This window comes from bacterium (assembly GCA_008933615.1).
In the GTDB taxonomy this organism is placed as follows: Bacteria; CLD3; CLD3; order SB21; family SB21; genus SB21.
This window is the reverse complement of the sequence record WBUR01000016.1, coordinates 49,199-72,840: the sequence shown is the minus strand read 5'-3', so window position 1 is coordinate 72,840 and position 23,642 is coordinate 49,199. Positions and strand designations below refer to the sequence as shown.

Here is a 23,642-nt window from a genome sequence, read left to right as displayed (position 1 = left end):
CATGCTGTTCGAAGTATGACAAGTAATCGATAAAGTATGAACCGCCATTCGACAAGTCAGAGTGACCATTTTTGAAAAACTAAATTCTAGACCCATGCCTTCTGAGCAGCGTCGCGGCTATTCCTACTGAAAACAGCATCAGGACAAACGCCACATAATACGGCATATCATGTCCCGCAAAATCATACGCCACACCCCCGATCGCCGGGCCAAGCATTCGCGCGAGACTGGCAAAACTCTGGATGATACCGAGAATGGAACCTTGTTCCTTTGGATCGGCTAACTGCGAACTCAGGCTCATGATCGTCGGCGTCATACAACTGCTCCCTACTGCTAAGAGCGCAACGAAAAAGCCGAGCGAGATCAGTCCGCCAACAGGCAATGCCGACGAAATCGGAAACCCGATAAACCCCATACACATCATCGTCGCGCCGCCAAAAACCAGGTTTCGCTCGCCAAATAATTTCGTTAATCTGCCGATCAATCCGCCTTGCACGATCACGCTGAAAACACCTATTTCCGCAAAAAACCATCCCATGCCCGATGTCGATAATTTAAAAGGTTCTTCCATGATAAAAAGAGGGAACGACGCATATATGTTCGAAAACGCAACCGTCGCAATAAAAAGCAACAAGATGATCAACCCTAATTGCGGCGTCTGCAGGGCTCTGTGTAACGCTTTGACGTCAATCAGCGCTTTATCTGATTGAGTCGTTCTCAGATCGGCGTGCAAGGATTCCGGTAATAAAAAATAGGCGGAAATAAAATTGAGCAAACACAATCCGGCGGCGATATATCCCGGCAAGGCGTATTTCATATCGCCGAAATAATCGGCTGAAAACACGCCGCTGATCAGCGGTCCAAAAATAAATCCAAGCCCGAATGCCGCCCCGATCATTCCCATTCCTTTGGAACGGTTCTCGACGGTCGTCACATCGCTGATATACGCCTGCGCTACGGAAATATTTGCATTGGCAATACCGGCAAGTATGCGCGAAAGAAACAGCATCCACAATGAGAAAGCGGCTGAAAAAATTAAATAGGCAATAAACGATCCGCCGATAGTGATCAAAAGTATCGGCCTGCGCCCATACCGGTCCGACAGCCTTCCCCACAGCGGCATGAACACAAAGGACATCAGCGAGAACACGCTGAGCAGAAGCCCGATGACCACGCCGGAGGCACCGAAATTTTGCGCATAGAACGGCAGTAAAGGAATCACAATTCCAAAACTAACCAGATCAATAAAGACCGTTATAAAAACCACTAACAAAGGAGAACGTTTCATGAATACCCTTCATTGTTCATTGATCATTGTTCAATGTAATCTGTTTCGCCTCTCTTGCCTTTTCTTCATCCACAAAAAATAACAAAACCATTCCTCCAATAAAGAATACGATCAGGGACAAGATGGATAACCTTGACGAACCCGTTACCTGTCGAATAATTGCAAAGGCCAGCGGTCCCCATATCGCAGAAAATTTCGTAAACACCGAATAGAATCCGTAAAATTCCGCCGCCGCGTCTTCAGGAATCATCGCCCCGTAATACGATCTGCTCAATGACTGCGACGCGCCGAGGATTATGCCAACAACAATCCCGAGCATCATATATTCAGCAGACGTCGTCATATAAAACGCGTACACCACCACGCCCGACCATAACAAAAGCGTCAGCATGATCGTATTCTTAGTTCCGAAACGTTCCGCTAATTTGCTGAACCCCAAAGCTCCGCCCGTCGCCACAAGTTGAATGATAAGAAGCGTAATCATGAGAACAGAGGTAGATAACTGCAATTCCTCTTTTCCGTAAATGGTTGCCATGACGATGACCGTTTGAATTCCTTCGTTATACAGCATGAAAGCGAGTAAAAATAAAATCAGATGTTTCAATTTACCTACTTTTCTCGTGGTGATCACTGTTCTTTGAAGGCCGGTCAAGATATACGCGATTATGATCGGTTTATTCCGGTACGCCTCGGGCAAAACTCCCTGTGATTTTTCTTCATACACCAGCATCCATGTGAATATGGAAAAACCGGCCCACCAGATTCCTGAGAAAACCAGAACCATTCTCACAGCGTCGTTTTGAGATAAACCAAAACTTTCATGCCCCATAATGAGCCCGAGAGAGATCAGGAACTGTATATCGCTTCCTATATATCCATAGGCAAATCCCTTTCCCGAAACCCAATCCATCTTGTCAGGTGACGCGATCTTTGTCAAAAGAGAATCGTAAAAAACATTGCCGCCCACAAATCCGATCTGCGCAATCGCCAATATGATCATGGTCATCCAGACGTCGCCGGTCCCGCAAAAATAGAGCAGTACGGTAAATAAACTTCCGGTATAACAAAATGCCATCAGAAATTTTTTCTTGGACGAACTAAAGTCTGCGATCGCCCCCAATACCGGTGCGCATAGAAAAACGAACAAGGCGGAACTGCTGATGACAAATCCCCACAATGACGTTGCGCTGTATATCGTCCCGCCGATATTAAACCCCTCCTTCGGCACAACCACGCCTGCAAAATACACAGGCAGTACGGCTGTAACAACAGTAAGAATGAATGCAGAATTCGCCCAGTCGTACATGCACCAGCCGAATATGGTTTTCTTGTCATTCTTTAGGTTCACGTGGGCGCTCACAGTAATAACCTCGTTAGTTCCAAAATCCGTGAAATGTAATTCTTTCTTTCGAAAATACAAACATTCAAATACGGCCTGAGAATCGCGATAAAAAACAGATTCTTCATCTCTATTCACGCAACCGCCATGCAGAGTCCATGTGGAACATAATCCATTAGGCATCTGCGATCATTATATGTTGACCTTCCTCGTGGTTTGAGCCAGCCGCTCTTTCATCTACGGAGTGCGTAACACAACGTACATGTCATTCCGTCGGAATCTTTTTTGAGTAAAGGTAGAGCTATGAATCAAAAAGATTCTTCCAGAATGACAGCCTTCGCGGACGTGTCCGACGGAACTTCTTTCACACCTTGAGTTCCCTGATTCCCTTTCTGATTCTAACGCCAAAAACTTATTTAACCACGGAATTCAGGCACAGTGATCATTGAGTCCTCCTTCAGTGATCGTCAAGAATTTAAAATTCAAAATTGACAATTCAGGTTACAGCATGTATATTGCACACGAACATTGATACTAAGGATAATAAAAATGAAAACCGGTGTAATTGTATTCCCGGGCTCTAATTGCGATCACGACGCATTTTACACGACAAGTGCACTGATCCATCAGCAATCCGAATTTATCTGGCATAAAGACAGGAAAGATCTGAAGGATTTTGATCTGATCGTTGTTCCCGGCGGTTTTTCGTATGGCGACTATCTGCGAACAGGCGCCATTGCCCGTTTTGCGCCGGTTATGCAGGATGTGATTGAATTCGCCAAATTCGGCGGAACCGTCATCGGCATCTGCAACGGATTTCAGATTCTGACGGAATGCGGGCTTCTTCCCGGCGCGCTCTTGCGCAATCATAAATTGAAATTTATCTGCAAAAATATTTACCTGCGCGTGGAAAATAATACGACACGTTTCACCTCGAATTATGCTAACGCTCAAGTCATTACCGTTCCCATTGCGCACGGCGACGGAAATTATTTCGCCGATGACGATGTTATAAAAAAATTGGAGGACACGCAGCGTGTGATATTCCGTTATGGTACGGAAAACGGGGTGATCGACCCGGAATCCAACCCAAACGGTTCACGCAATAACATCGCCGGGATCATCAACGAGCAAGGCAATGTACTCGGCATGATGCCCCACCCGGAACGATGCGCGGATAGGGTTTTGGGAAATGACGACGGTTTGAAAGTTTTTACTTCCATTCTGCATTCGGTTGAACGGATAACAGCGCTGGCGGGCACGATATAACTACTTTTTTTGTTCGACCTTCCCTATATAAAATTCAATCTCCTGAAAAATTTTATGCAAGAGGCGTACGTCCCTGTCCTCCAAATGCGTTCTGCCAAACACCCGCTTGACGGCAACCATAAAATCTTCCATCGTATGTTTAGGCTTGAATTCGATTCTTTCAAGTAATTTCTGAACGCGTTGATAGAATAAATCTACTTCATGCGGCTCCGCATAATCCCAATAGAAATTCGGATTTGCTGTCAGTGACTGCTTAAATATTTCGTACGCATAAATCATCACGCTTTGCGCGAGATTGACTGACGATTGGCCAGGATGCGTTGGAATCGTTGAGACGATCCGGCATTGATGAATTTCATCGGTTGTAAGGCCGTTATCTTCCCTGCCAAAAACGAGGGCGACGGATTTATTCCGGGCAATTTGGCCGATCTGCAGCGCCGTTTCAGAAGGCGTGAATGTTGGAAAATGAGTTTCTCTGATCCGAACGGTGGTTGAAATCGTAAGGTGCGCTCCCTTCAAGGCATCGAATAACGAGGTAAAGATCGCTGCCTTTTCAAGAATATCCTCTGCTTTCACCGCCATCATGCGCGCTTCTTTTGATAAATGGTCGCATGGATCAACTAACTTCAGCCGGCTCAAGCCGAAATTTTTCATCGCACGCGCCGCGGCGCCGATATTACCCGGTGTTTGCGGTTCCACCAGTACGATTTCAATATGTTGCAGATCGGGATAATTAAAATCTTTGGGAGGCATTATGATTTTTCTTCGTCAATTTTTTTTAGGCGCTCTTTCAGGCGGGTTTCAATATCGATGACGCGCGAAGGCGCACCGTTCATGTGTGTCGTCTCAATATCGTCGCCGCTTTGTTCCACTTCCCGAACCATGTCATTCAGCGAATCAATAACCGCAGCGATCCGTTTCGTTTCCTTCATGCAAGTGCTGACCAGGGTCTGATACGTGTCTATTTGGTTCACTTCTTTGGAAACCTCCGCTTTGGCAGATATCACAGCCGCCGCATTCCGGATATAATGCGAAATCGTGGTCAGTGACTCCATCAGCGCCTCTAAGTGCGCCTGCCTCTTTTGCTTTTCAATCAGCGTGAACAGGAGTTTATTCTGATCGGTCACGTCTTTCGCAATGATGGACACGGCAACGACATTTTCGTTCGCATCACGGATCGGCGATGCGGTAAGATAGACCGAGACCGTTCGGCCGTTTTGATGAATTAACTCGCACTCCAGATTTTTTAAAGTTCCCTCCTCCATCGCTTCCATTACGAGGGAACGCATCATCCGTTTGTTGTCGTACGGCGAAAGAATATCCACGCCCTTACCTACCATGCTTTCTGTCGTGTGCCCGAATAATTCTTCCGCGCCTAAATTCCACGATAAAACCGTTTGCGTTTTACCAACCGTAAAAATTGCATCGCCTGCATATTTAACCAAGTTCTGAAGATATTTATCTATTGATTCCATAATGTTTTTTTATGGTTAGTATAAAATATTCAATGCTAAATGATTCCTATTACTCCAAGCATTCGGCCGCTGCGTCCGCCGCTTCCGCGATGGGAGAAAAAAAGGTCCCGGCGTTCCACAGTACAATACCCTGAAATAAAAACATTTCCAACTCCTGCTTTTTTCAACTGAGCCTCATTGGCCTTCCAAAGATCAAGATGCGGTTTTGAGTATCCGTCCCGCACCACAAACCCTCTATCAAACCGACTTGCCACAGCTTCGCTAACCTCATAATGTTTTACCGAGATTGACGGGCCGATAACCGCAACGATGTTCGTTGCGTCTATATTAAACTGATGCTTTACATTTTCAATAGTTTTATTGGTAATTCCCTGCTCCGTCCCACGCCATCCGGCATGAATGACGCCGACGATTTTCTTCTGCGGTTCAACAAATAGTACCGGGACACAATCTGCGGCCGAGACGGTCAAGAAGACATTAGGCTGATCCGTAAATGCGGCATCAGTGCAATCCAGAAACGCAGGCTTACGTACGTATGCGGATCGAGTTTCGTGAACTTGTTTCTGTATCACAACCAAATTCTTATCAATTCCAACTGATTCGAAAAATCGTTTTCTGTTTTCCTCAATATTTTCTTTTTTGTCTTCCGTCGTAATTCCCATATTCAATTGATCAAACGGCGCTTCGCTCACGCCGCCAATTCGTGTTGAGAAAACGGCTTTAACAAATGGGAATGTATCAAAACATGTGAATTTCCCGTAACGAAGAGAATCTTTTTCATTAAAATGCATCGTCATGACTATGATACCGCGTCAAGAGTTTCCGGGTGAATCACGATCTGTGTGATTTCCGGTAGGCTCTTATTAATACGATATTCAAATGAAGTCATCATGGCGTGCACCTCGTCCAGCGACAACCCGGATTTGATGTGGCAATCGAACATGAGTTTTTTGTGTCCTTCCACTTTTATTATAATAAAATCATCGCATCCGAGGATCGCGCCATCTTCTGAAGCAATGTTCCTCACCTGTTCAATCAACGCCGCCGAACGCCTCGTAATATCTTCCGCCTGAATCTCGCGGTCGCGCGCATCTTCGATATGAACTTTAACGTTCTTTATTTCGTCAATTTTCTGCTTAAGTTTTCTTTCAATTCGTGTCGAGGCCTCATGCGCATCGGCAAAGGGCATCTGGTTGTTACATTCCAAATGAAAATCCACGACATACCCGTTTGATATCTTCTGAGCGCGGATGTTGTGGCAGGTTAAACCTTGTTCCGTCACGATCATCCTGATTTTATCGATAATGCTTTCGTTCTCATTTTCGTACGGTTCCATGTGAATGAGAATATCCGCATTCGGAACGATCTCGGAGATCTTGCTTTCAACCTCATCCGTCACATGATGCGCCAATTCGAAGGGCACGGTGCGGTTGATGTGAACATACATATCGACGAATATCTTCGATCCCGACTGACGCACTCGCAGATAACGGTAGCTGTAAATTCCTTCGATGGTCTTCATTACCTGCCGTATTTTTTCTTCAATATCTTTCGGAATGCTGTCGGTCAATGCGTCGATGGTTTTTTTCAATAAATTACCCCCCACATACAGAACGAAAACGGCAACGCCGATCGCCGCAAGCGAGTCGCCGTGTTTGAATCCGGCCAAGGTCAATACGAGTCCGAATATGACGACCATCGAACTCCAGATATCTGTTGAAAAATGTAAAGCATCCGCTTCCAGAGCCTGGCTTCGATAGATTTTAGCCGTGCGTAAAAGCGCGCGGGAACGTGTATAATCCACCAAAATTGAAATTCCCATTACAGCGAAACTCCAGAACGTGACCTCGACTTCTGTATTATCATCGATTATTCTCTCAACACCCAGCTTGATAATAAAGAAACAAGTGCCGATAAGAATCACGGTTTGAAGCAAGGCTGAAATATTTTCGATCTTTCCGTGTCCGTACGGATGCTCTGCATCCGCCGGCTTGTCCGATATCCGTACCGCGATGTAAGTCAAAAAAGCCGCACCCAAATCAAGCGCCGAGTGAACGGCTTCGGACAGTATTCCCAAACTTCCGGTGTTGAAACCGACAATTAACTTGAATCCTGTCAAAAAGATAGCCGCAAAAACTGAGGTCAAAGCGACCCGCTTTTTGTCGGCGTGCATTTCCTGATCAAACGTCATAGTAGTTCAAATAAGGTGCCAAATTTTTCGAAAAAGGTATTCATTAAAGCTTTCTTTGTCAAGAAATACCTTGCTTATTACATACCCAATTTTTAAATTCGCCCGTTAAGACAAAGGCTAATCTTGGTTTTTCCTCTGATTTTATTACCAATTTACTAGGACTTTGATTTGAGTCTAATGTTACCCCGGCCCATACAGACCGGATTTACAAAACTTATCCAACCGCTAATCAGCTTATTTAGTAGAACCAAAGTAAATCCGAATTGGTTTACTACCTTAGGCCTGGTGCTGAATCTCATCGCAGCCGGTTCGTTTGCTTTTGGGGCAAAATTTGGTACGCGTGCGGATCTGGAATACGTCGGATGGGGCGGCTTTTTTGTTCTCATAGGCGGATTATGCGATATGCTCGACGGAAAAGTAGCCAGGGCCGCAGGGCTCAGTACGCGCTTTGGCGCCCTGTATGACTCAGTTCTGGACAGGTACAGCGAAGTAATTATGTTTCTCGGCATGGGATATTATCTCGTCGCGCAGGATTATCTTTATTCGTCCGTGTTTTGTTTTGTTGCGCTCGGAGGTTCCACCATGGTCAGCTACATTCGCGCGCGTTCGGAAAGCCTGCATATCGAATGTAAAGTTGGACTGATGAAACGAGAGGAACGCATCGTCTGGCTTGGAGCGGGTTCCATGTTCTGCGGTATGTCGGTGTGGTTCATAGACCCGAATTTTGTATTTATCTACAACGGTATTGAGTTTTTCAAACCTATCTATATTTTTACTTTCCCACTGGCCGTTGTTGCGGTCTTGTCTAATTACACATCCGTCCAACGTATGGTTCACAGCTACAAAACCGGGTTAGCGATGGAACTGCAACATGAAAAAACATCATTAAAAGAAGAAGTACGCTAAGCAAAGGAGAACGCTCTCTTGGAAAAGAAAACAGTTGAAATAAAAGATGCAAATGGAAAATTAGGAATTCTGCTTCCGGGAATGGGAGCCGTAGCAACGACCATGGTTGCGGGCGTCATTGCTTCGCGCAATGGCATTGGCCAGCCATTCGGTTCTCTGACACAAATGGGCACGATCCGCCTTGGAAAACGAACGGAGAAACGAACTCCCAAGATCAAAGACTTTGTTCCTTTGGTAGCATTGGATCAAATTGTCTTCGGAGGTTGGGATATTTTCGAAGACAATATGTATCAAGCTGCCATGAAAGCCGGCGTGCTTGAAAAAGATCTGCTGAACCAAGTTCGGCCCGAATTGGAAAAAATCAAACCGATGAAAGCCGTTTTCGATCAGAAATATGTGAAACGACTGACCGGGCCCAACGTCAAGACCGGCAAGAATAAGATGGACCTGGCTGACCAACTTAGAAAAGACATACAGGATTTTAGGAAAAACAACGGTTGCGACCGTCTCGTGATGGTGTGGTGCGGTTCTACGGAAATATTTATCAAGCCCTCCGAAGTTCATAATACCATTGAGAGTCTGGAAAAAGGTATGCGTGAAAATGATCCGAACATCCCTTCCAGTATGATATACGCCTATGCCGCGATCATGGAAGGCGTTCCGTATGCCAATGGCGCGCCTAATTTATCTGCAGACATTCCTGCATTGATGCAGCTTGCCCTGGATAAGAATGTACCAATCTGCGGTAAAGATTTTAAGACCGGGCAAACGTTGATGAAAACCATTCTGGCGCCGGGCTTTAAGGCGCGTCTGTTGGGAGTCAACGGCTGGTATTCAACCAATATTCTTGGCAACCGCGACGGAGAAGTTCTGGACGATCCGGAGTCATTTAAGACAAAAGAAGAAAGTAAACTTTCCGTATTGGAACATATTCTTCAACCGGAATTATATCCCGACTTGTACGGCAATATTTCACATGTAGTGCGAATTAACTATTATCCGCCGCGCGGGGATAATAAAGAAGGATGGGACAATATCGATATTTTCGGCTGGCTTGGGTATCCGATGCAGATCAAAGTGAATTTTCTTTGCCGCGATTCGATTCTTGCCGCGCCGATCGTACTGGATCTGGCGATCTTTTTGGACCTCGCATCACGCGTTGGCTTCAAAGGCATTCAGGAATGGCTTTCATTTTATTGGAAGAGCCCCCAGCACGCTTCCTCCGTGTATCCTGAACACGATCTTTTTATCCAATTGATGAAAATGAAGAACACACTTCGCTGGATGAAAGGCGAAGACCTCATCACGCACTTGGGTTTGGATTATTACGATTAATCCATTTTCTAAATAACATCTTATCAAGCATCGTTATAAAGTCTCCGCTAAATACGGAGACTTTTCATTTACATCTGTGCTTGAATTTTAGCGTCACGGCGGTTATATTAAACCGTTTTTATCAGACACATTTTTCCCAACACGCTCATGCTCAAGTTTTTCCGACAATTCAATAACCTTATACTCTATACGCTCCTTGCTTTTATTTTTATTATTATTTTTCTGGTAAGCGAGCATGTGTTTAATAGTTTTTTTCCCCGCGTCAACGATTTCTCCGCCTACACCGTCGAAGCCGCGCTTATAGTGATCATTTATGAACCGCTTCGTAAATTGATCGAACTGTATATTAAGAAAATACTTTACAACTATTACTACGTCCGTCAGGAACGCATCCGGAGTCTCGATTCCGCCTTATCGGCTAACTCTTCCTATAAAGAATTAGCGGATAAAGTCACCGATAAATTAAGAAAAATCCTCAATGTTCAGCAGGTGTCGTTATATTTTCGCGGACCTGAAATGTTTTCACTCATCAGTTCAACCGGCGGCGACGGATTGATCTCAAAAAAAATAAGAACGGATCTTCTATACGACATTAAAATGATGGGTGTACGCAAAGTTTTTGATGTTGATGACCTTCTTGCTTTTCAAAACGGAACGGAGCCGGAGTTTAAACTGGACGTACTGAAATACGAAGGACATCGGTATATCGTTCCGATGCTGAAAAAAGAAGGATTGACGGGAATCATTGCGCTGAGCAAAGAAACGAGTTCCCGTTACGAATTGACCGGCGAAGATAAAAAAATTCTGTGGACTTCGTTGCAGCGCGTAGGCCATACGCTCGAGAATGCCAGATTGTATGCGCAGCTGAAAAAAAGCGCTACCGAAAAAGAACTGGTTCTGAGTATTGCAAAGACGTTCAACTCCACCATTCACCTTGAAAAATTACTCGACATGATCCTCGATTCGATCAAAACGATCGTGCCATACGATGCTGCCGGGATATTTCTCGTGAATGAAGACAATCAGGAAATTGAGAGCGCCGTCATTCGAGGTTATGACGAACAGGTGCTTGAAGATATTAAAATGAATGTGGGACAAGGCCTGATCGGTCATGTTGCCAAAATTGCCAAGCCGGTTATTGTGAAAGACGTGAGTTTTGACGAACATTATGTAGCGGTACGTGACGATACACAGTCGGAAATTACGATTCCGATCAGCCACGGCGATCGTGTCATTGGCGTTCTCAACCTGGAGAGCGATACGTTAGGCACCTACCATGAAGGATTTCTGGACATCCTGGTTGCCCTTGCAAGCGAAGCGGGCATCGCTATCAAGAATGCCCAGCTTAACGAAGCCGCCATCAAAAGCGAGGAACTGCATAAGGAAATGGAAATCGCCGGAAAAATTCAGCAAGCGATCCTTCCGCATGAATTTCCACATATTGAAAATCTGGACATAGCAGGCAAAAGTATTCCCTGTCAAGCCGTCGGCGGCGACTTTTATGACATACTGAAACTAAATGATTCTCAAGTTGGTATCTGCATCGGCGACGTTTCCGGGAAAGGCGTTCCCGGCGCAATCATGATGTCGGTTTTATACACGAGTTTTAGGGGAAAAGTTTTTGAATACAAAACCACCGCAGAAATGGTTTCCTCGCTTAATAATATTTTGTGTATCAATACGGCGGAAGGCCGGTTCGCAACTTTTTTTTATTGCACTCTTGATTTTGAACGCCTGGTTATGTATTACACCAATGCCGGACATAACCCTCCGATGATCTTGAAAAAATCCGGCGATTGGATAAGTCTTCGCGAAGGAGGAGTTGTGCTGGGTTTTCTGCCAGATCAGGAATACCGGCAGATGACAAAACTGATCGACCACGGCGATATTATTGTACTTTACACCGATGGAGTCACGGAAGTATTTAACGACCGCGACGAATTATTCGGCGACGACCGCTTGAAGAAAATCATTTCGGAACATGCGCATCTATCCGCAAAAGAAATTCAAAATCATATCATCGAACATGTTCGGAATTTTGCGCCGGATACAGATCAGCAAGATGACATCACGCTCGTCGTGATTAAAGTTGAACAGCAAACCCCATGGAGTTAGATTATGGACATTCGTGAACTCAATGAACGTATTCACCTCGAAAGTGCTTTTATTGACGGGATCATCAAGGAAATCGGACGAGTCATTGTCGGTCAAAAGTATATGGTCGAACGGTTGATGGTCGCACTATTTTCTAACGGACATGTATTGCTGGAAGGCGTACCCGGATTAGCCAAGACGTTGGCAATCAAAACGCTGGCGGAAACCGTACAAACAAAATTTCAGCGTATCCAATTTACGCCTGACCTCTTGCCTGCGGATCTTCTCGGCACATTAATTTATAATCAAAAAGAAGGCAATTTTTTCACGCGAAAAGGGCCTATTTTTTCCAATCTGATTCTGGCCGATGAAATCAACCGTTCTCCGGCCAAAGTACAAAGCGCTCTGCTCGAAGCGATGCAGGAAAGACAAGTTACTATCAGCGATACGACGCATAAGTTAGATGAACCGTTTCTTGTTCTTGCCACGCAGAATCCGATTGAACAGGAAGGAACCTATCCTTTGCCGGAAGCGCAGGTGGATCGCTTCATGTTAAAGCTCAAGATCGGTTATCCTTCACGTGAAGAAGAACTCGAGATCATCCGGCGTATGGCAAAAACAACAGGTACGACGGGCGTTAACGCCGTGATCAATCCTCAGCAGATCCTGCAGGCCCGTAAAACGGTTAATGACATTTATCTGGATGAAAAAATTGAAAACTATATTGTCGATTTGGTTTTTGCGACGCGTCAGCCGGAAAAATACGGATTACCGGATCTTAAACCCCTGATCTCATTCGGCGCCTCGCCGCGTGCCTCGATCAATCTGATCCTTGCATCCAAAGCCTACGCGTTCATCAAACGTCGTGGATATGTTATTCCGGAGGATGTTCGCGCCATCGCGATGGATGTTTTTCGGCATAGGGTTATTCTCACGTATGAGGCCGAGGCGGAGGAACTAACAAGCGAAGAAGTCGTGACTCAAATCATTAATAAGATAGAAGTGCCTTAACTAAATCAAAAATCAAAAAAGTGAAAAATGATAAAAAAATCGATGATGATGAGCAAAACCATTTGTGATTTTTTATTTATCATTTTAAGTTTTGATTTTTGGCATTTAATTTCACAAAAATCAAACAGGTTCCTATGGAAACATATTTTGGACTCACGCTCAGCGTCAGAGACCAGATTGCTTATCTGGTTTTTGATTTCCCGAATGAAAAATTTAATAAACTCTCCACGCCCGTCATGGAGTCACTGAATCGCGCGACCGATTGGATGAATAACAATGCTTTAACTATTAAGGCATGTATTATTTCCAGCGCCAAAGACGGTATTTTTATTGTTGGAGCAGACATCGATGAGATCAAGAACATTACGGATGCAAAAGTAGGCGAGCAAGGCGCAGCAGCCGGTCAAGCGATTTTCAGCAAACTGGAAAAGCTTCCCTTTCCTGTCGTCTGTGTCATCAACGGCGCTTGTATGGGAGGCGGAACGGAACTCTCGCTTGCCTGTCATTACCGGCTTGCCACGGACAGCCCAAAAACGAAAATCGGCTTGCCGGAAGTTATGCTCGGCATCATACCCGGTTTTGGAGGAACCCAACGCTTGCCGCGCCTGATCGGTTTGCAGCGATCGTTGCCGCTTATTCTGTCAGGCAAAACATTGGACGCCATACGTGCCTACAAGACCTGCCTGGTCGATAAAGTCATACCTGCAAACTTTTACGAAAAATACGCGCTAGAATTTGTCACGGAACTTCTCAACGGCAAGTCGAAGAAATATACCGAACGAAGAAAAGTCAAAGGCGTTGTTAATTTTCTCCTGGAAACCGTCGGAAAAGGCGTGATATTCAGTCAGGCTAAAAAAAGTGTGTTGAAAGAAACCAAAGGACATTACCCGGCGCCGCTGCGCGCCTTACAATCCGTTAAGGAAGGTTTTTCTAAATCCCTCGAAGACGGTTTGAAGATCGAAGCAAAATACCTGGGTGAAATGATCGTTACCCCGATTTCGAAAAACCTCATCCGTATTTTCCGGTTAACAGAAGATATCAAAAAGAACACGGGCGTCACCGATAAAAAGATTACTGCGCCGCAGATACGTTACTCCGGCGTTTTGGGCGCAGGCGTCATGGGCGGCGGTATTGCCTATTTATTTTCGGATAATAATGTTGAAGTGCGCCTGAAGGACATCAATCATCAAGCGATCGGCTTGGGCTTGGATGCATCAAGAAAGTTATACGAACGAAAACTGAAACGCCGACGTCTCACAAAAATGGAACTGAAACGGAAAATGGCCTACATCACAGGCACTTTGGATTATCAGGGATTCGGAAGATCTGAACTTATTGTAGAAGCGATCGTGGAAAATATGGATATTAAGAAACAGGTGATCGCCGAATTATCGAAGCATGTTAATGACGAATGTATCGTAGCATCCAATACGTCGTCCTTATCGATAACAGAAATGGCCACGGCTTACAAGAAGCCTGAAAATTTCATTGGCATGCATTTTTTCAATCCCGTTCACCGTATGCCGCTGGTAGAAATTATCCGCGGCAAGAAAACATCCGACACAGCGGTTGCTGCCATTTATTCGTTTTCAAAAAGATTAGGCAAAACACCTATTGTCGTAAATGACGGAGCCGGATTTCTAGTTAACCGCCTTTTAATGCCGTATCTGAATGAAGCCGGCTTCTTACTCGAAGAAGGCGTCAAAATTGAAACTATGGACAAAGTAATGACGGATTTCGGCATGCCCATGGGACCGGCGTTGCTGATCGACGAAGTAGGAATAGACGTTGCCTATAAAGTCGGAAAAATATTCGAAAACGCATTCGGTGCGCGTGTACAAGGTTCCCATGCGCTTGAAAAACTAAATGCCGACAAACGGCTCGGGAAAAAGGGAGGATTAGGTTTTTATGTGCATGGCGACAAACGCGCCGTGGTTGACGAAAAAGTATATTCACTCATTGATGTTAAAGGCGACGGTTCCGTCAGCAAAGAAGAAATGGTACAACGCATGACCTATCCGATGATCAACGAAGCCGCCATGTGTCTTGCTGAAGGTATTGTCAATTCGGTAGATGATATTGAAATCGGAATGATTTTCGGGACGGGATTTCCTCCATTCCGCGGCGGTCTGATGAGATATGCCGATTCGGAAGGAATTGAAAAGATAGTTAATGTTCTGGAAACCTATACACAGAAATTCGGCGCCAGATTCAAACCGTGTGATTTCCTTCTTGAAATGAAAAAATCAGGCAAAAAGTTCTATAACTAAACAATAAAGGGCTGCGTATTTTTTTACAGCGTCTTCACGACCTTATGAATTAACGGTTATTCACATAATTAAACCAAGAAAGGGACAATAACATGTTAGGTGACAAATTAGTCAGTCAGGGCGTAATTACACAGGCGCAGCTTGATGAAGCTTTGAAGGATCAGGCGGCCAGCGGTAAAAAAATCGGCGAAGTTTTGGTAGCCAAAGGCTTTTGCACGGCCGCGCAAATTGATGCCGCTCTGAAATAATAGATTCCTTTTGAAAGCAATGAAAGTTCAGTCCGGAAGCGGATTGGACTTTTTTGTTTTTTACGGTTGCTAATGGGAGTCCTCATGTTTAACTAGAGACTGTTCATCATTTTTGGTACATATTCCTTGAAAGTCGTTTCTATAATCTCTATATTTTTTTAATTGATTTCTTTCGAAACAATTCGAACGACATACTTTATGGACAAAGATCTTATTTCAATGCAGGAAGCGCGCGACGTGGCGCGTTTAGCCGCCGCCGCTCAAAAAGAATTTGCAAAGTTCTCACAAAATCAGGTTGACGCGATTGTCAAAGCCATGGCGGATGCAGGTTTTGAAGCCGCCGAGCGTCTGGCAAAATTAGCTTATGAAGAAACACGGATGGGCCGTTATGAAGACAAGATTGTCAAGAATCAGTTTGGCACCAGGGATGTATACGACTATATCAAGGATATGAAAACCGTCGGCGTTATCCGTCATGACGAAAAGAAAAAGATTTATGAAATCGGCTGGCCGATGGGTGTCGTTGCCGCCATTATCCCGACTACCAACCCGACGTCAACTGTGATGTATAAAATACTGATCTCGCTCAAAGCAGGTAACGGCGTTGCTGTCGCGCCTCACCCGCGTGCAGCGAAATGCACGTTCGAGGCCTCTGAAATACTAAGAAAAGCCGCGGAAATGCACGGCGCTCCTAAAGGACTGATCGGCTGTATACAAACGCCGACGATCGAGGGAACACAGGCGCTGATGCATTGTCCCGAAATTGCCGTGATACTTGCCACGGGCGGCCATGGAATTGTTCATGCAGCATACAGCTCCGGAAAACCGGCTTACGGTGTTGGATCCGGCAACGCGCCGGCATTTATTGAAAAAACGGCGAACGTCAAGAAAGCCGTTGCGGATATCGTTGCCGGTAAATGTTTTGATTACGGCCTTCTTTGCTCGTCCGAAAATTCCATGATCGTGGATATCTCCCTGAAAGAACAGGCATTGGCGGAATTAAAAAACAATCGCGCGCACCTCTGTTCGGATGACGAAAAAACTAAACTTGAAAAACTCATGTTTGGCCGCGGAAGACTCAATACGGAAATTATCGGCATGCCGGCGTCCGTCATCGCCGAGAAAGCCGGGTTTTCAGTTCCTGCAAATACAACGATACTTGTTGCGCCATGCAAAGAAGTAGGTAAACAGGAACCCTTGTCGGCAGAAAAACTGTCCCCGGTCTTGTCCTTATTTTATGTGGACGGTTGGGAAGCCGGATGCGATCTCGCAGTCAAAATCCTGAACTTCGGCGGTATTGGGCACACGATGTCCATTCACTCCAACGATCATGATGTGATCATGCGTTTTGGCCTTGAAAAACCGGCCTTTCGCATTTGTGTAAATACGGTCTCGACACTGGGAGCAGTCGGATATACGACGGGGCTTGCGCCTTCTATGACACTGGGGCCCGGAACTCTCGGAGGTTCAATCACTACGGACAACATCATGCCTACGCACCTGATCAATGTCAAGAGATTGGCGTTTGAAATTCGTCCGTTCAGATCGACATTGGTGCACCAAACAACCCCTTCACCAATCGTACCTTCAGGTACGGACTCAAAATACGAACAGCCGGCCTTCGACTCACGTCCCAAAAAACAAAAATCGGAAACGCCTATTCCGTCGGGCTCAGGGGAACGCACCTATGGCTCATCAGCATTAAAAGAAACAGATATCGATAGAATCGTGGATGAATTTATCAAGAGTAGAAAATAGTATCGTCTGCCGCATCTACATATTTAATAGGTAATTCCGCTCAACTGCGGGATTACCTTTTCTTTTTTATTAATACAAGGAGTCATGTGGTTTTTGAGATATTTGCCATTTTTTTTCTCGTTCTGGCTAACGGTTTTTTTGTAGCCGCAGAATTTGCAATTGTAAAAGTCCGGTCGACGCAGATAGAAACGCTGCTGCATGAAAAGAACGCCAGAGCTAAAATTGCAAAAGAGGTGATTTCCCATCTCGACGCGTATTTATCGGCAACACAGCTTGGTATTACCATCGCCAGCATCGGCCTTGGATGGTTCGGTGAACCGGCTGTCTCACGTATGATTGCGCCATTGATCGATTTTTTTGGGATTGTGAATCCGCAGATCATTCACGCCGTCTCATTTATAATCGGGTTTTCGATTATAACATTTTTACACATCACTCTGGGAGAACTCGCACCCAAGTCTGCGGCAATTCAGTACCCGAAGAATACAACTCTTTGGGTCTCATATCCGTTACGCGTTTTCTATATTATCTTTAAACCGTTTATTTTTTTCTTAAATGGCAGCGCCAATTTAATGTTGCGGGTCATTGGGATCCGGCCTGTTGGAGAGCACGAACTCAGCCACTCCGAAGCGGAAATTCGTTTACTAATTGCTGATGGACGCAAAAGCGGCGTAATTGATGCAACGGAGTTTAAACTTATTGAGAATATTTTTGATTTTACTGAGACTACCGTCAAGGAAATCATGGTGCCCCGCACGCAGATGTTTGCTCTGGATATAGATCGCAGTTTTGATGAGAACTTCAAGATGGCAGTAGACAGCGGGTTTACGCGTATTCCCGTTTTCCGTGAAACTGTTGACACGTTGATCGGCATTTTATATGTCAAAGACCTTTTTAAAATCGACAGGTCAAGCGAACACGATCTTACAAAGATTTTACGGTCTGTCTATTTTGCACCGGAAACAACGAGTATTAGCCGGCTGATGCACGATTTTCAGCAGCAAAAGATTCACATTGGTATAGTGATTGATGAATTTGGCGGGACGAGCGGGCTCATCACTCTTGAAAATATTCTAGAGAAAATTGTGGGGCAAATTCAAGATGAATACGACGATGAAAAGAAAGAGTTCGAAGCTCACGCGGATGGAAGTTTCACCGTAGATGCAAAAATGCGCATAGACGCCTTCAACGAACAATTTCATTCGGATCTTCCTGCCGACAGGGATTATGAAACACTGGCAGGTTTTTTAAATGAAAAAGCCGGCCACATTCCAAGTTTATCCGAGGAAATACGGCACGGCAATATCTTGTTCAAAATAACCAAAAAGTCGCCAAAACAAATTCAGCAAGTAAAGATCGTCCGACAGAATTAATCCTGAAGCTTTCGCTTATGAGAGCTTCAGTCTATTAAATTTTATTTCATTACAATCTCTTTTTTCTCTCTGGCCGACTGGTAAATGGCCTCGGAAATCCGCATGACTTCTGCCGCTTCATCCGCGCTGGATAAAACTGGCCGGTCGTGCTTGACGCATTCGACAAAATGTTTTATTTCATATTCATAAGATTTTTTATAATTATTTTCAGGCCGCTCCATCTTCGTCGGCGTCACATTGACTAAATTGCCGTGCATTTCTTTGTGAATCCGAAGCGGATTGAGCAAAGCCCCGCCTAACGTTCCGAATAAATTGGTGTACATAAAATCATTTTCCATCAAGAGCGTCCAACTCACTTCAAGACTCAGAATCGCGTCATTTTCAAAGCGAATCAAAACAGTTGCCGAATCCTCAATGCCTTCTTTTTGATAATGATTGTACATTGCGCTGTATACGCTTTTCACTTTTGGATTGTCCATAAGCCATAACGACAGGTCCAGCATGGGGATTCCGAGATCCATAAAAACTCCGCCGCCGGCCATTTGTTTTTTCTTCGCCCATTCGGTTTCATTCCAACTGCCGCGCCGGCGCAGCCAGCCTGCTTTCGTATAAAAAATCTTTCCCAGTTCTTTGCCTTTTACAAAGTTCTTCAAGATCATCGCATCCGGCCTGAATCGGTGATTCATCCCTACCATTAATTTCATTTTACGTTTTCGAGCCTCATCTGCCATACTTTTTGCTTCTTCGTACGTACGTGCAATCGGCTTTTCAACCATCACGTGCTTTCCGGCAGCTAATGCATCGATCGTCATCTCCGCATGCATACTATTCGGCGTGCAAATATGTACCGCGTCAATATCATCCAGTTCCAGCAGCTTGGTATGATCGGTAAAGTTGTTTTCTATATGGTATTTTTCTCCAAGCGCCTGAACTTTGGTTTTATCCGTATCGGCAATTGCCACAATCTCGACGTCTTCCATTTTGGACAGAATAGGAAAGTGAATGATCTGCGTTATGGCGCCGCAACCAATAACACCGATTCTGATTTTTCCGTTTTTCGCTTTTTCCTTGGCCATAATTCCTCCGCTATGTTACAAGATTCTGTTCAAAATTTTAACACGATAAAAGTTCCCGATGGCGATCGGTTGGTTCAATATCGAGATACTTCATAAACCCGGGGAAAGAGATCGCGATACATTCGCTATCGTCTATGGTCGATACGCCACCGGCCGCCATGGCAGCAATGGTAAAGGCCATCGCAATCCTGTGATCACCGAAAGTCTTTATTGAAGCAGGCTTCAAAGTAGATGGATGAACAAATAAACCGTCTTCAAATTCGTCAACTTCAGCTCCCATTTGACGTAAATTATACGCAAGCGCCGTGATGCGGTCACATTCTTTATTTCGAAGTTCAGATGCATTTCTTATTTCCAAACCCGAATCGGTTTGGGTTCCAAGCACTGCAAGAATCGGAATTTCATCAATAATACTTGCGATTATTTTTTTATCCAGTAAACATCCTTGCAGCGTCTGACCATTATAAGAAACAACTATGTCTCCAAATGGTTCAATTGCTTCCTCAACTTGGTTCTCTATCGTGACCTGCGCTCCCATCCTTCTCAAAACATCCAGCAATCCGGTGCGCGTCGGATTTAATCCCACGCGACGTAACCGAATCTTCGAATCGGGAATCAGGATTCCCGCTGCAATTAGAAATGCCGCCGATGAAAAATCTCCCGGCACGGCCATATGGAACGGCGATATACTACAGCCGCCGTGTACGGTCAACTTATGTGCATCAGGCAAAAATTCCTTCCGGATAAAGGGCAATAACCTCTCCGTATGGTCACGGGTTGGAATCGTTTCGAGTATAGTGGTCTCCCCTTGAGCATACATGCCGGCAAGGAGTATACAGGATTTTACCTGCGCGCTTGCAACTTCAAGTGTATGGCTCAATCCCTTCAATACAGTTCCGGAAATTGCCATGGGGAGAGTTCCGCCTTCAGATATTTGGATTCCGGCTCCCATCCGTCCCAATGGGTTCGCAATGCGTCTCATAGGTCTTCTAGAAAGCGACTCATCGCCTGCAAGAACTGACTCAAATGGTTGTCCAGCAAGAACGCCGGCCAATAAACGTGCTGTGGTTCCGGAATTACCGCAGTCCAAATGCCGATCTGTTTTTCGAAGCCCGTTTAGTCCTTTACCTTTAACCCGTATTTCACGCGCTGAAGTTTCAATTTCCACACCCAATTGAGATAAACATTGCAGCGTAGATATAACATCAGCGCCGGTTGCCATATTTTGTATAATCGATTCGCCTTCTGCTATCGCTGCAATGATCGCAACGCGATGCGAGATCGATTTGTCGCCCGGAAGTTCCTTATCAACGTGAATGCCGTTTGAACAATGAATATCAAATGGTCGCATCAAATTGTTTTTTATGGAAAATTACTTGTAAAAACTTAAAAAAGATAACACATAAAAGCAATGTGATTTTGGAAGCTAAAAGTTTCTTCACCTCTTTTCAACCCATATCGGATTGGTGTAGCAAAATAAATTTTCAGAGGTTCTCGCTTCGCATCGGAAATAACTGTATGCGGCTGAACGTACTTTAATTTCATATTCTATAAAATGCCGCAGGGATTGGAAATTGCCGATTACGACTTCTGCTTTTCCAATTTGTCCGGCGATAATTTTTATTTCTGCAAAATTCCCCAATGCGGCATTAGTCTTACATCGAAGCATGAGTTTTAAATTGTTTCCGTTTGCTGTTTCTCCGATCTGGAATATACCTCCATGTTCATTTTGAACGGTGAACACGGTGAGTGGGCCGTTACTGATCACTGCGTGGCCGCATTGTAAATGTTTTATGATATTTTTTGCCGTTAAAGTATCTTGACCCAACCATACCACGGTCCTAGCCCACCCAAAAGCCTGATGGTTTTCAATTTCATTCAGCAAAAGCATGGGTATTTTGACCTGTCGATACCGATTAAAATTTCCATGCGCATCATTTCCGGCAAAAAGGTAGCTCCGGCCGCCGTCCCGTAATTGCCGAACCCATTGCGCTAATCCTTCTGTAAATGCGTCGTTGTCAAGTCCGTTTAATATTTGCAGCCCGCTGATCCCCTTCGTTCGGCAGTCCGTATCTGCCCATTGTCCCCGGCGAATAAGAAACTTTTCTAACAACGGCACCGGATCTTTCGGATGAGCGGCTATCATTAATCCGGAAGAACTTACTTTTTTTGCAACATCACCGATGGTCATCTCGGCATCGGTCCGAAACCAACGCTCAGCGCTGTCGCCCGAACCTGGAAGAAAATCGTCATGATCAAGCACCAAACAGTGCACGTTACGCCCTTCCTCATTTGAACAGGACACTTCTTCCCCTGGAATGATGACCATCCGATCTTTATTTACTGTATTGAGTGTTTTGATTTCTTCCCGCGATCTCTTCCATTTTTTTAACACCGGATCATTCAGCAAATAATTATCTTCATAGTCATCCAGATCATAAGAATGATCTGTTGCAGCAAAAAAACTCAGCCCAAGCGCATGGGCCATTTCTACCGCCGCATCCATCGGCGCTCCGAATTCAACCTGATCGCTGGTATAATCCGTGTGGAAATGCAAATCACCCTGAAACCAGTTTTCAAATGCCGGCGTCGGATCTTTTGCAGCTAAGACTTTCAAAGGATCTTGACTCAATCCAAAGCAATTATCATTATGGAGTGTTTTATGATTTCCCCCAATTTGATAATCAATTTGAACGTCGACCGACAAAACTTGACCACGCCAGTCCGGTGGAATGTTTACGTTAAAAATCTTCCGCCACCAGGGCGAATCCACCAGTTCATTTATCCCAATTTCATGAACGGCTGTATTCGATCCTCCGCATAATGTAATTACGGCTCTGATAAGCCTGACCGGGTGCTTATCCGCATCCTTAACCAAAAGTAGAACGGGTAAATCACGATTCGGTTCGACGCGATAGGGGGCGTCAGCGATTATTTCCGGTTCGCCAATACGATAACGGCTGAATGGAAGCCACTTAAACACATAATGAATTTCCGGATACAAAAACACCACGGGGCTCAGGTATGTTATAATATCTGACAAAGCGAACGTCATGAGTACGATTACTTTTCGTTATGTGCAAAGATCATGATTAATATAGAGCGGGAATTAAAAGAAATGCAAGGAAGGAATTAATTAGGATTAGAAATATATTTTACCATTTTAACGTGGTTACTGCCGGGATGAAGATCGAAACTTACTTCATCCATAACCTTTTTGATCAGCGCGATGCCCAAACCGCCGCGCGCGTGTTTTTGTAGGCGTTGTTCCGGGCTTTCCAATTTGCCGGGATCGAATCCTCGGCCCTGATCGCTTATCGTAATGGTGAGTTTAGACAAATTGGTTTCTACGGTTATATCTATCTTTTTATTTTCATCGTAATTGTATGCATGTTTGATCACGTTTGCGCAAGCTTCATCTACGGCCAGCTCAATTTCACTGATTCCTTCATCATCAAATCCGAATTTTTTTGCAATCCCAATGATAAACTCCCTGATGATCTCCAGATTATCCGTTCGACTGGGAATATTTAACGTAAAAATATTTGCCGATTTCTTTTTCACTCTAAAACCTCTTCAATTCACCCTATATTACATCTTTGAGTCATTATCCGGATACACTGCCGGTGTCCTTAAATTTGTTATGAGCTTCTTCCGCATCTTTCAAAATCTGATAGATCGTCGGAAAACCCAACAAATCAAAAACCTTAAACACCTTGCTCGACATGGAGCATAGCTTGATGTCGCCGGAATTATCACGGACCGTTTCGATGAAGCCCATGAAAACGCCCAGCCCCGCACTTGAAATGTAGCTCAGGTCATTGAAGTCGACGATAATTTTATATCGCTTTTCATCAACCAATTTTTGAAGCTCTGCTTCAAAATTAGGATACGTATGGGCATCCAGATACCCTTTTAAGAAGAGTACTGAAACGTCCTGGTTGTCTTTTCGAAAGACTTCGAATCCGCTCATTGAACCATTCCTACATTAGTTAATGGATGAAAAATA

General features: G+C 44.7%; 19 protein-coding genes. 8 read left to right on the top strand and 11 right to left on the bottom strand.

What is annotated here, in order from left to right:
* Window positions 1-79: 79 nt before the first annotated feature.
* A complete protein-coding gene (locus F9K33_07730) occupies window positions 80-1,288 on the bottom strand; it encodes an MFS transporter (GenBank protein KAB2879875.1) in 1,209 nt (402 codons plus the stop codon).
* 16 nt (window positions 1,289-1,304) lie between these two features.
* On the bottom strand, window positions 1,305-2,810 hold the full coding sequence (locus F9K33_07725) for an MFS transporter (GenBank protein KAB2879874.1): 1,506 nt from the start codon (window positions 2,808-2,810) through the stop codon (window positions 1,305-1,307).
* 366 nt (window positions 2,811-3,176) lie between these two features.
* Here F9K33_07725 and purQ point away from each other — a divergent pair, with 366 nt between their 5' ends.
* A complete protein-coding gene (gene purQ, locus F9K33_07720) occupies window positions 3,177-3,896 on the top strand; it encodes a phosphoribosylformylglycinamidine synthase subunit PurQ (protein KAB2879873.1) in 720 nt (239 codons plus the stop codon).
* On the opposite strand, the gene F9K33_07715 is transcribed toward purQ, so the two are convergent.
* Genes F9K33_07715 through F9K33_07700 form a run of 4 tightly spaced genes read right to left on the bottom strand, consistent with a single transcriptional unit; the run spans window position 3,897 to window position 7,562 of the window.
* The gene (locus tag F9K33_07715) at window positions 3,897-4,649 is read right to left on the bottom strand and encodes an RNA methyltransferase (protein KAB2879872.1); all 753 of its coding nucleotides are present in this window, start codon (window positions 4,647-4,649) and stop codon (window positions 3,897-3,899) included.
* Complete coding sequence (locus tag F9K33_07710; GenBank protein KAB2879871.1) at window positions 4,649-5,371, bottom strand: PAS domain S-box protein; 723 nt, start codon at window positions 5,369-5,371, stop codon at window positions 4,649-4,651. The genes F9K33_07715 and F9K33_07710 overlap by 1 nt, the downstream gene beginning before the upstream one ends.
* 35 nt (window positions 5,372-5,406) lie before the next feature.
* Complete coding sequence (gene pgeF / locus F9K33_07705; GenBank protein KAB2879870.1) at window positions 5,407-6,168, bottom strand: peptidoglycan editing factor PgeF; 762 nt, start codon at window positions 6,166-6,168, stop codon at window positions 5,407-5,409.
* 2 nt (window positions 6,169-6,170) lie between these two features.
* Window positions 6,171-7,562, bottom strand: a complete 1,392-nt coding sequence (locus tag F9K33_07700) for a cation-efflux pump (GenBank protein KAB2879869.1) — start codon at window positions 7,560-7,562, stop codon at window positions 6,171-6,173.
* Between the two features lie 177 nt (window positions 7,563-7,739).
* Here F9K33_07700 and F9K33_07695 point away from each other — a divergent pair, with 177 nt between their 5' ends.
* From F9K33_07695 to F9K33_07665, 7 genes are all read left to right on the top strand, one after another.
* A complete protein-coding gene (locus tag F9K33_07695) occupies window positions 7,740-8,468 on the top strand; it encodes a CDP-alcohol phosphatidyltransferase family protein (GenBank protein KAB2879886.1) in 729 nt (242 codons plus the stop codon).
* Between the two features lie 81 nt (window positions 8,469-8,549).
* Complete coding sequence (locus tag F9K33_07690) at window positions 8,550-9,803, top strand: inositol-3-phosphate synthase (protein ID KAB2879885.1); 1,254 nt, start codon at window positions 8,550-8,552, stop codon at window positions 9,801-9,803.
* A gap of 147 nt (window positions 9,804-9,950) precedes the next feature.
* On the top strand, window positions 9,951-11,918 hold the full coding sequence (locus F9K33_07685) for a SpoIIE family protein phosphatase (GenBank protein ID KAB2879868.1): 1,968 nt from the start codon (window positions 9,951-9,953) through the stop codon (window positions 11,916-11,918).
* A 3-nt stretch (window positions 11,919-11,921) separates the two neighbouring features.
* The gene (locus F9K33_07680; protein ID KAB2879867.1) at window positions 11,922-12,908 is read left to right on the top strand and encodes a MoxR family ATPase; all 987 of its coding nucleotides are present in this window, start codon (window positions 11,922-11,924) and stop codon (window positions 12,906-12,908) included.
* A 134-nt stretch (window positions 12,909-13,042) separates the two neighbouring features.
* Complete coding sequence (locus F9K33_07675; protein KAB2879866.1) at window positions 13,043-15,178, top strand: hypothetical protein; 2,136 nt, start codon at window positions 13,043-13,045, stop codon at window positions 15,176-15,178.
* A gap of 446 nt (window positions 15,179-15,624) precedes the next feature.
* Window positions 15,625-17,184 carry an aldehyde dehydrogenase family protein gene (locus tag F9K33_07670; GenBank protein KAB2879865.1) on the top strand — a complete coding sequence of 520 codons (1,560 nt, stop codon included), beginning with the start codon at window positions 15,625-15,627 and terminating at the stop codon, window positions 17,182-17,184.
* A gap of 86 nt (window positions 17,185-17,270) precedes the next feature.
* Window positions 17,271-18,557 (top strand): HlyC/CorC family transporter, encoded by a 1,287-nt coding sequence (locus tag F9K33_07665; GenBank protein KAB2879864.1) that lies wholly within the window; start codon window positions 17,271-17,273, stop codon window positions 18,555-18,557.
* A gap of 41 nt (window positions 18,558-18,598) precedes the next feature.
* Here the strand turns inward: F9K33_07665 and F9K33_07660 are convergent, their stop codons facing one another.
* The 5 genes from F9K33_07660 to F9K33_07640 form a co-directional block, all read right to left on the bottom strand.
* Window positions 18,599-19,633 carry a Gfo/Idh/MocA family oxidoreductase gene (locus tag F9K33_07660; GenBank protein ID KAB2879863.1) on the bottom strand — a complete coding sequence of 345 codons (1,035 nt, stop codon included), beginning with the start codon at window positions 19,631-19,633 and terminating at the stop codon, window positions 18,599-18,601.
* Window positions 19,634-19,670: 37 nt separating this feature from the next.
* Entirely contained in the window at window positions 19,671-20,984 is a 1,314-nt protein-coding gene (aroA, locus tag F9K33_07655; protein KAB2879862.1) for a 3-phosphoshikimate 1-carboxyvinyltransferase, read from the bottom strand.
* An 87-nt stretch (window positions 20,985-21,071) separates the two neighbouring features.
* Entirely contained in the window at window positions 21,072-22,676 is a 1,605-nt protein-coding gene (locus F9K33_07650; GenBank protein ID KAB2879861.1) for a hypothetical protein, read from the bottom strand.
* Window positions 22,677-22,765: 89 nt separating this feature from the next.
* Window positions 22,766-23,176: an ATP-binding protein gene (locus F9K33_07645; protein KAB2879884.1), complete on the bottom strand. Its 411-nt coding sequence runs from the start codon at window positions 23,174-23,176 to the stop codon at window positions 22,766-22,768.
* 64 nt (window positions 23,177-23,240) lie between these two features.
* Window positions 23,241-23,606, bottom strand: a complete 366-nt coding sequence (locus tag F9K33_07640; GenBank protein KAB2879860.1) for an STAS domain-containing protein — start codon at window positions 23,604-23,606, stop codon at window positions 23,241-23,243.
* Between the last annotated feature and the right edge of the window lie 36 nt (window positions 23,607-23,642).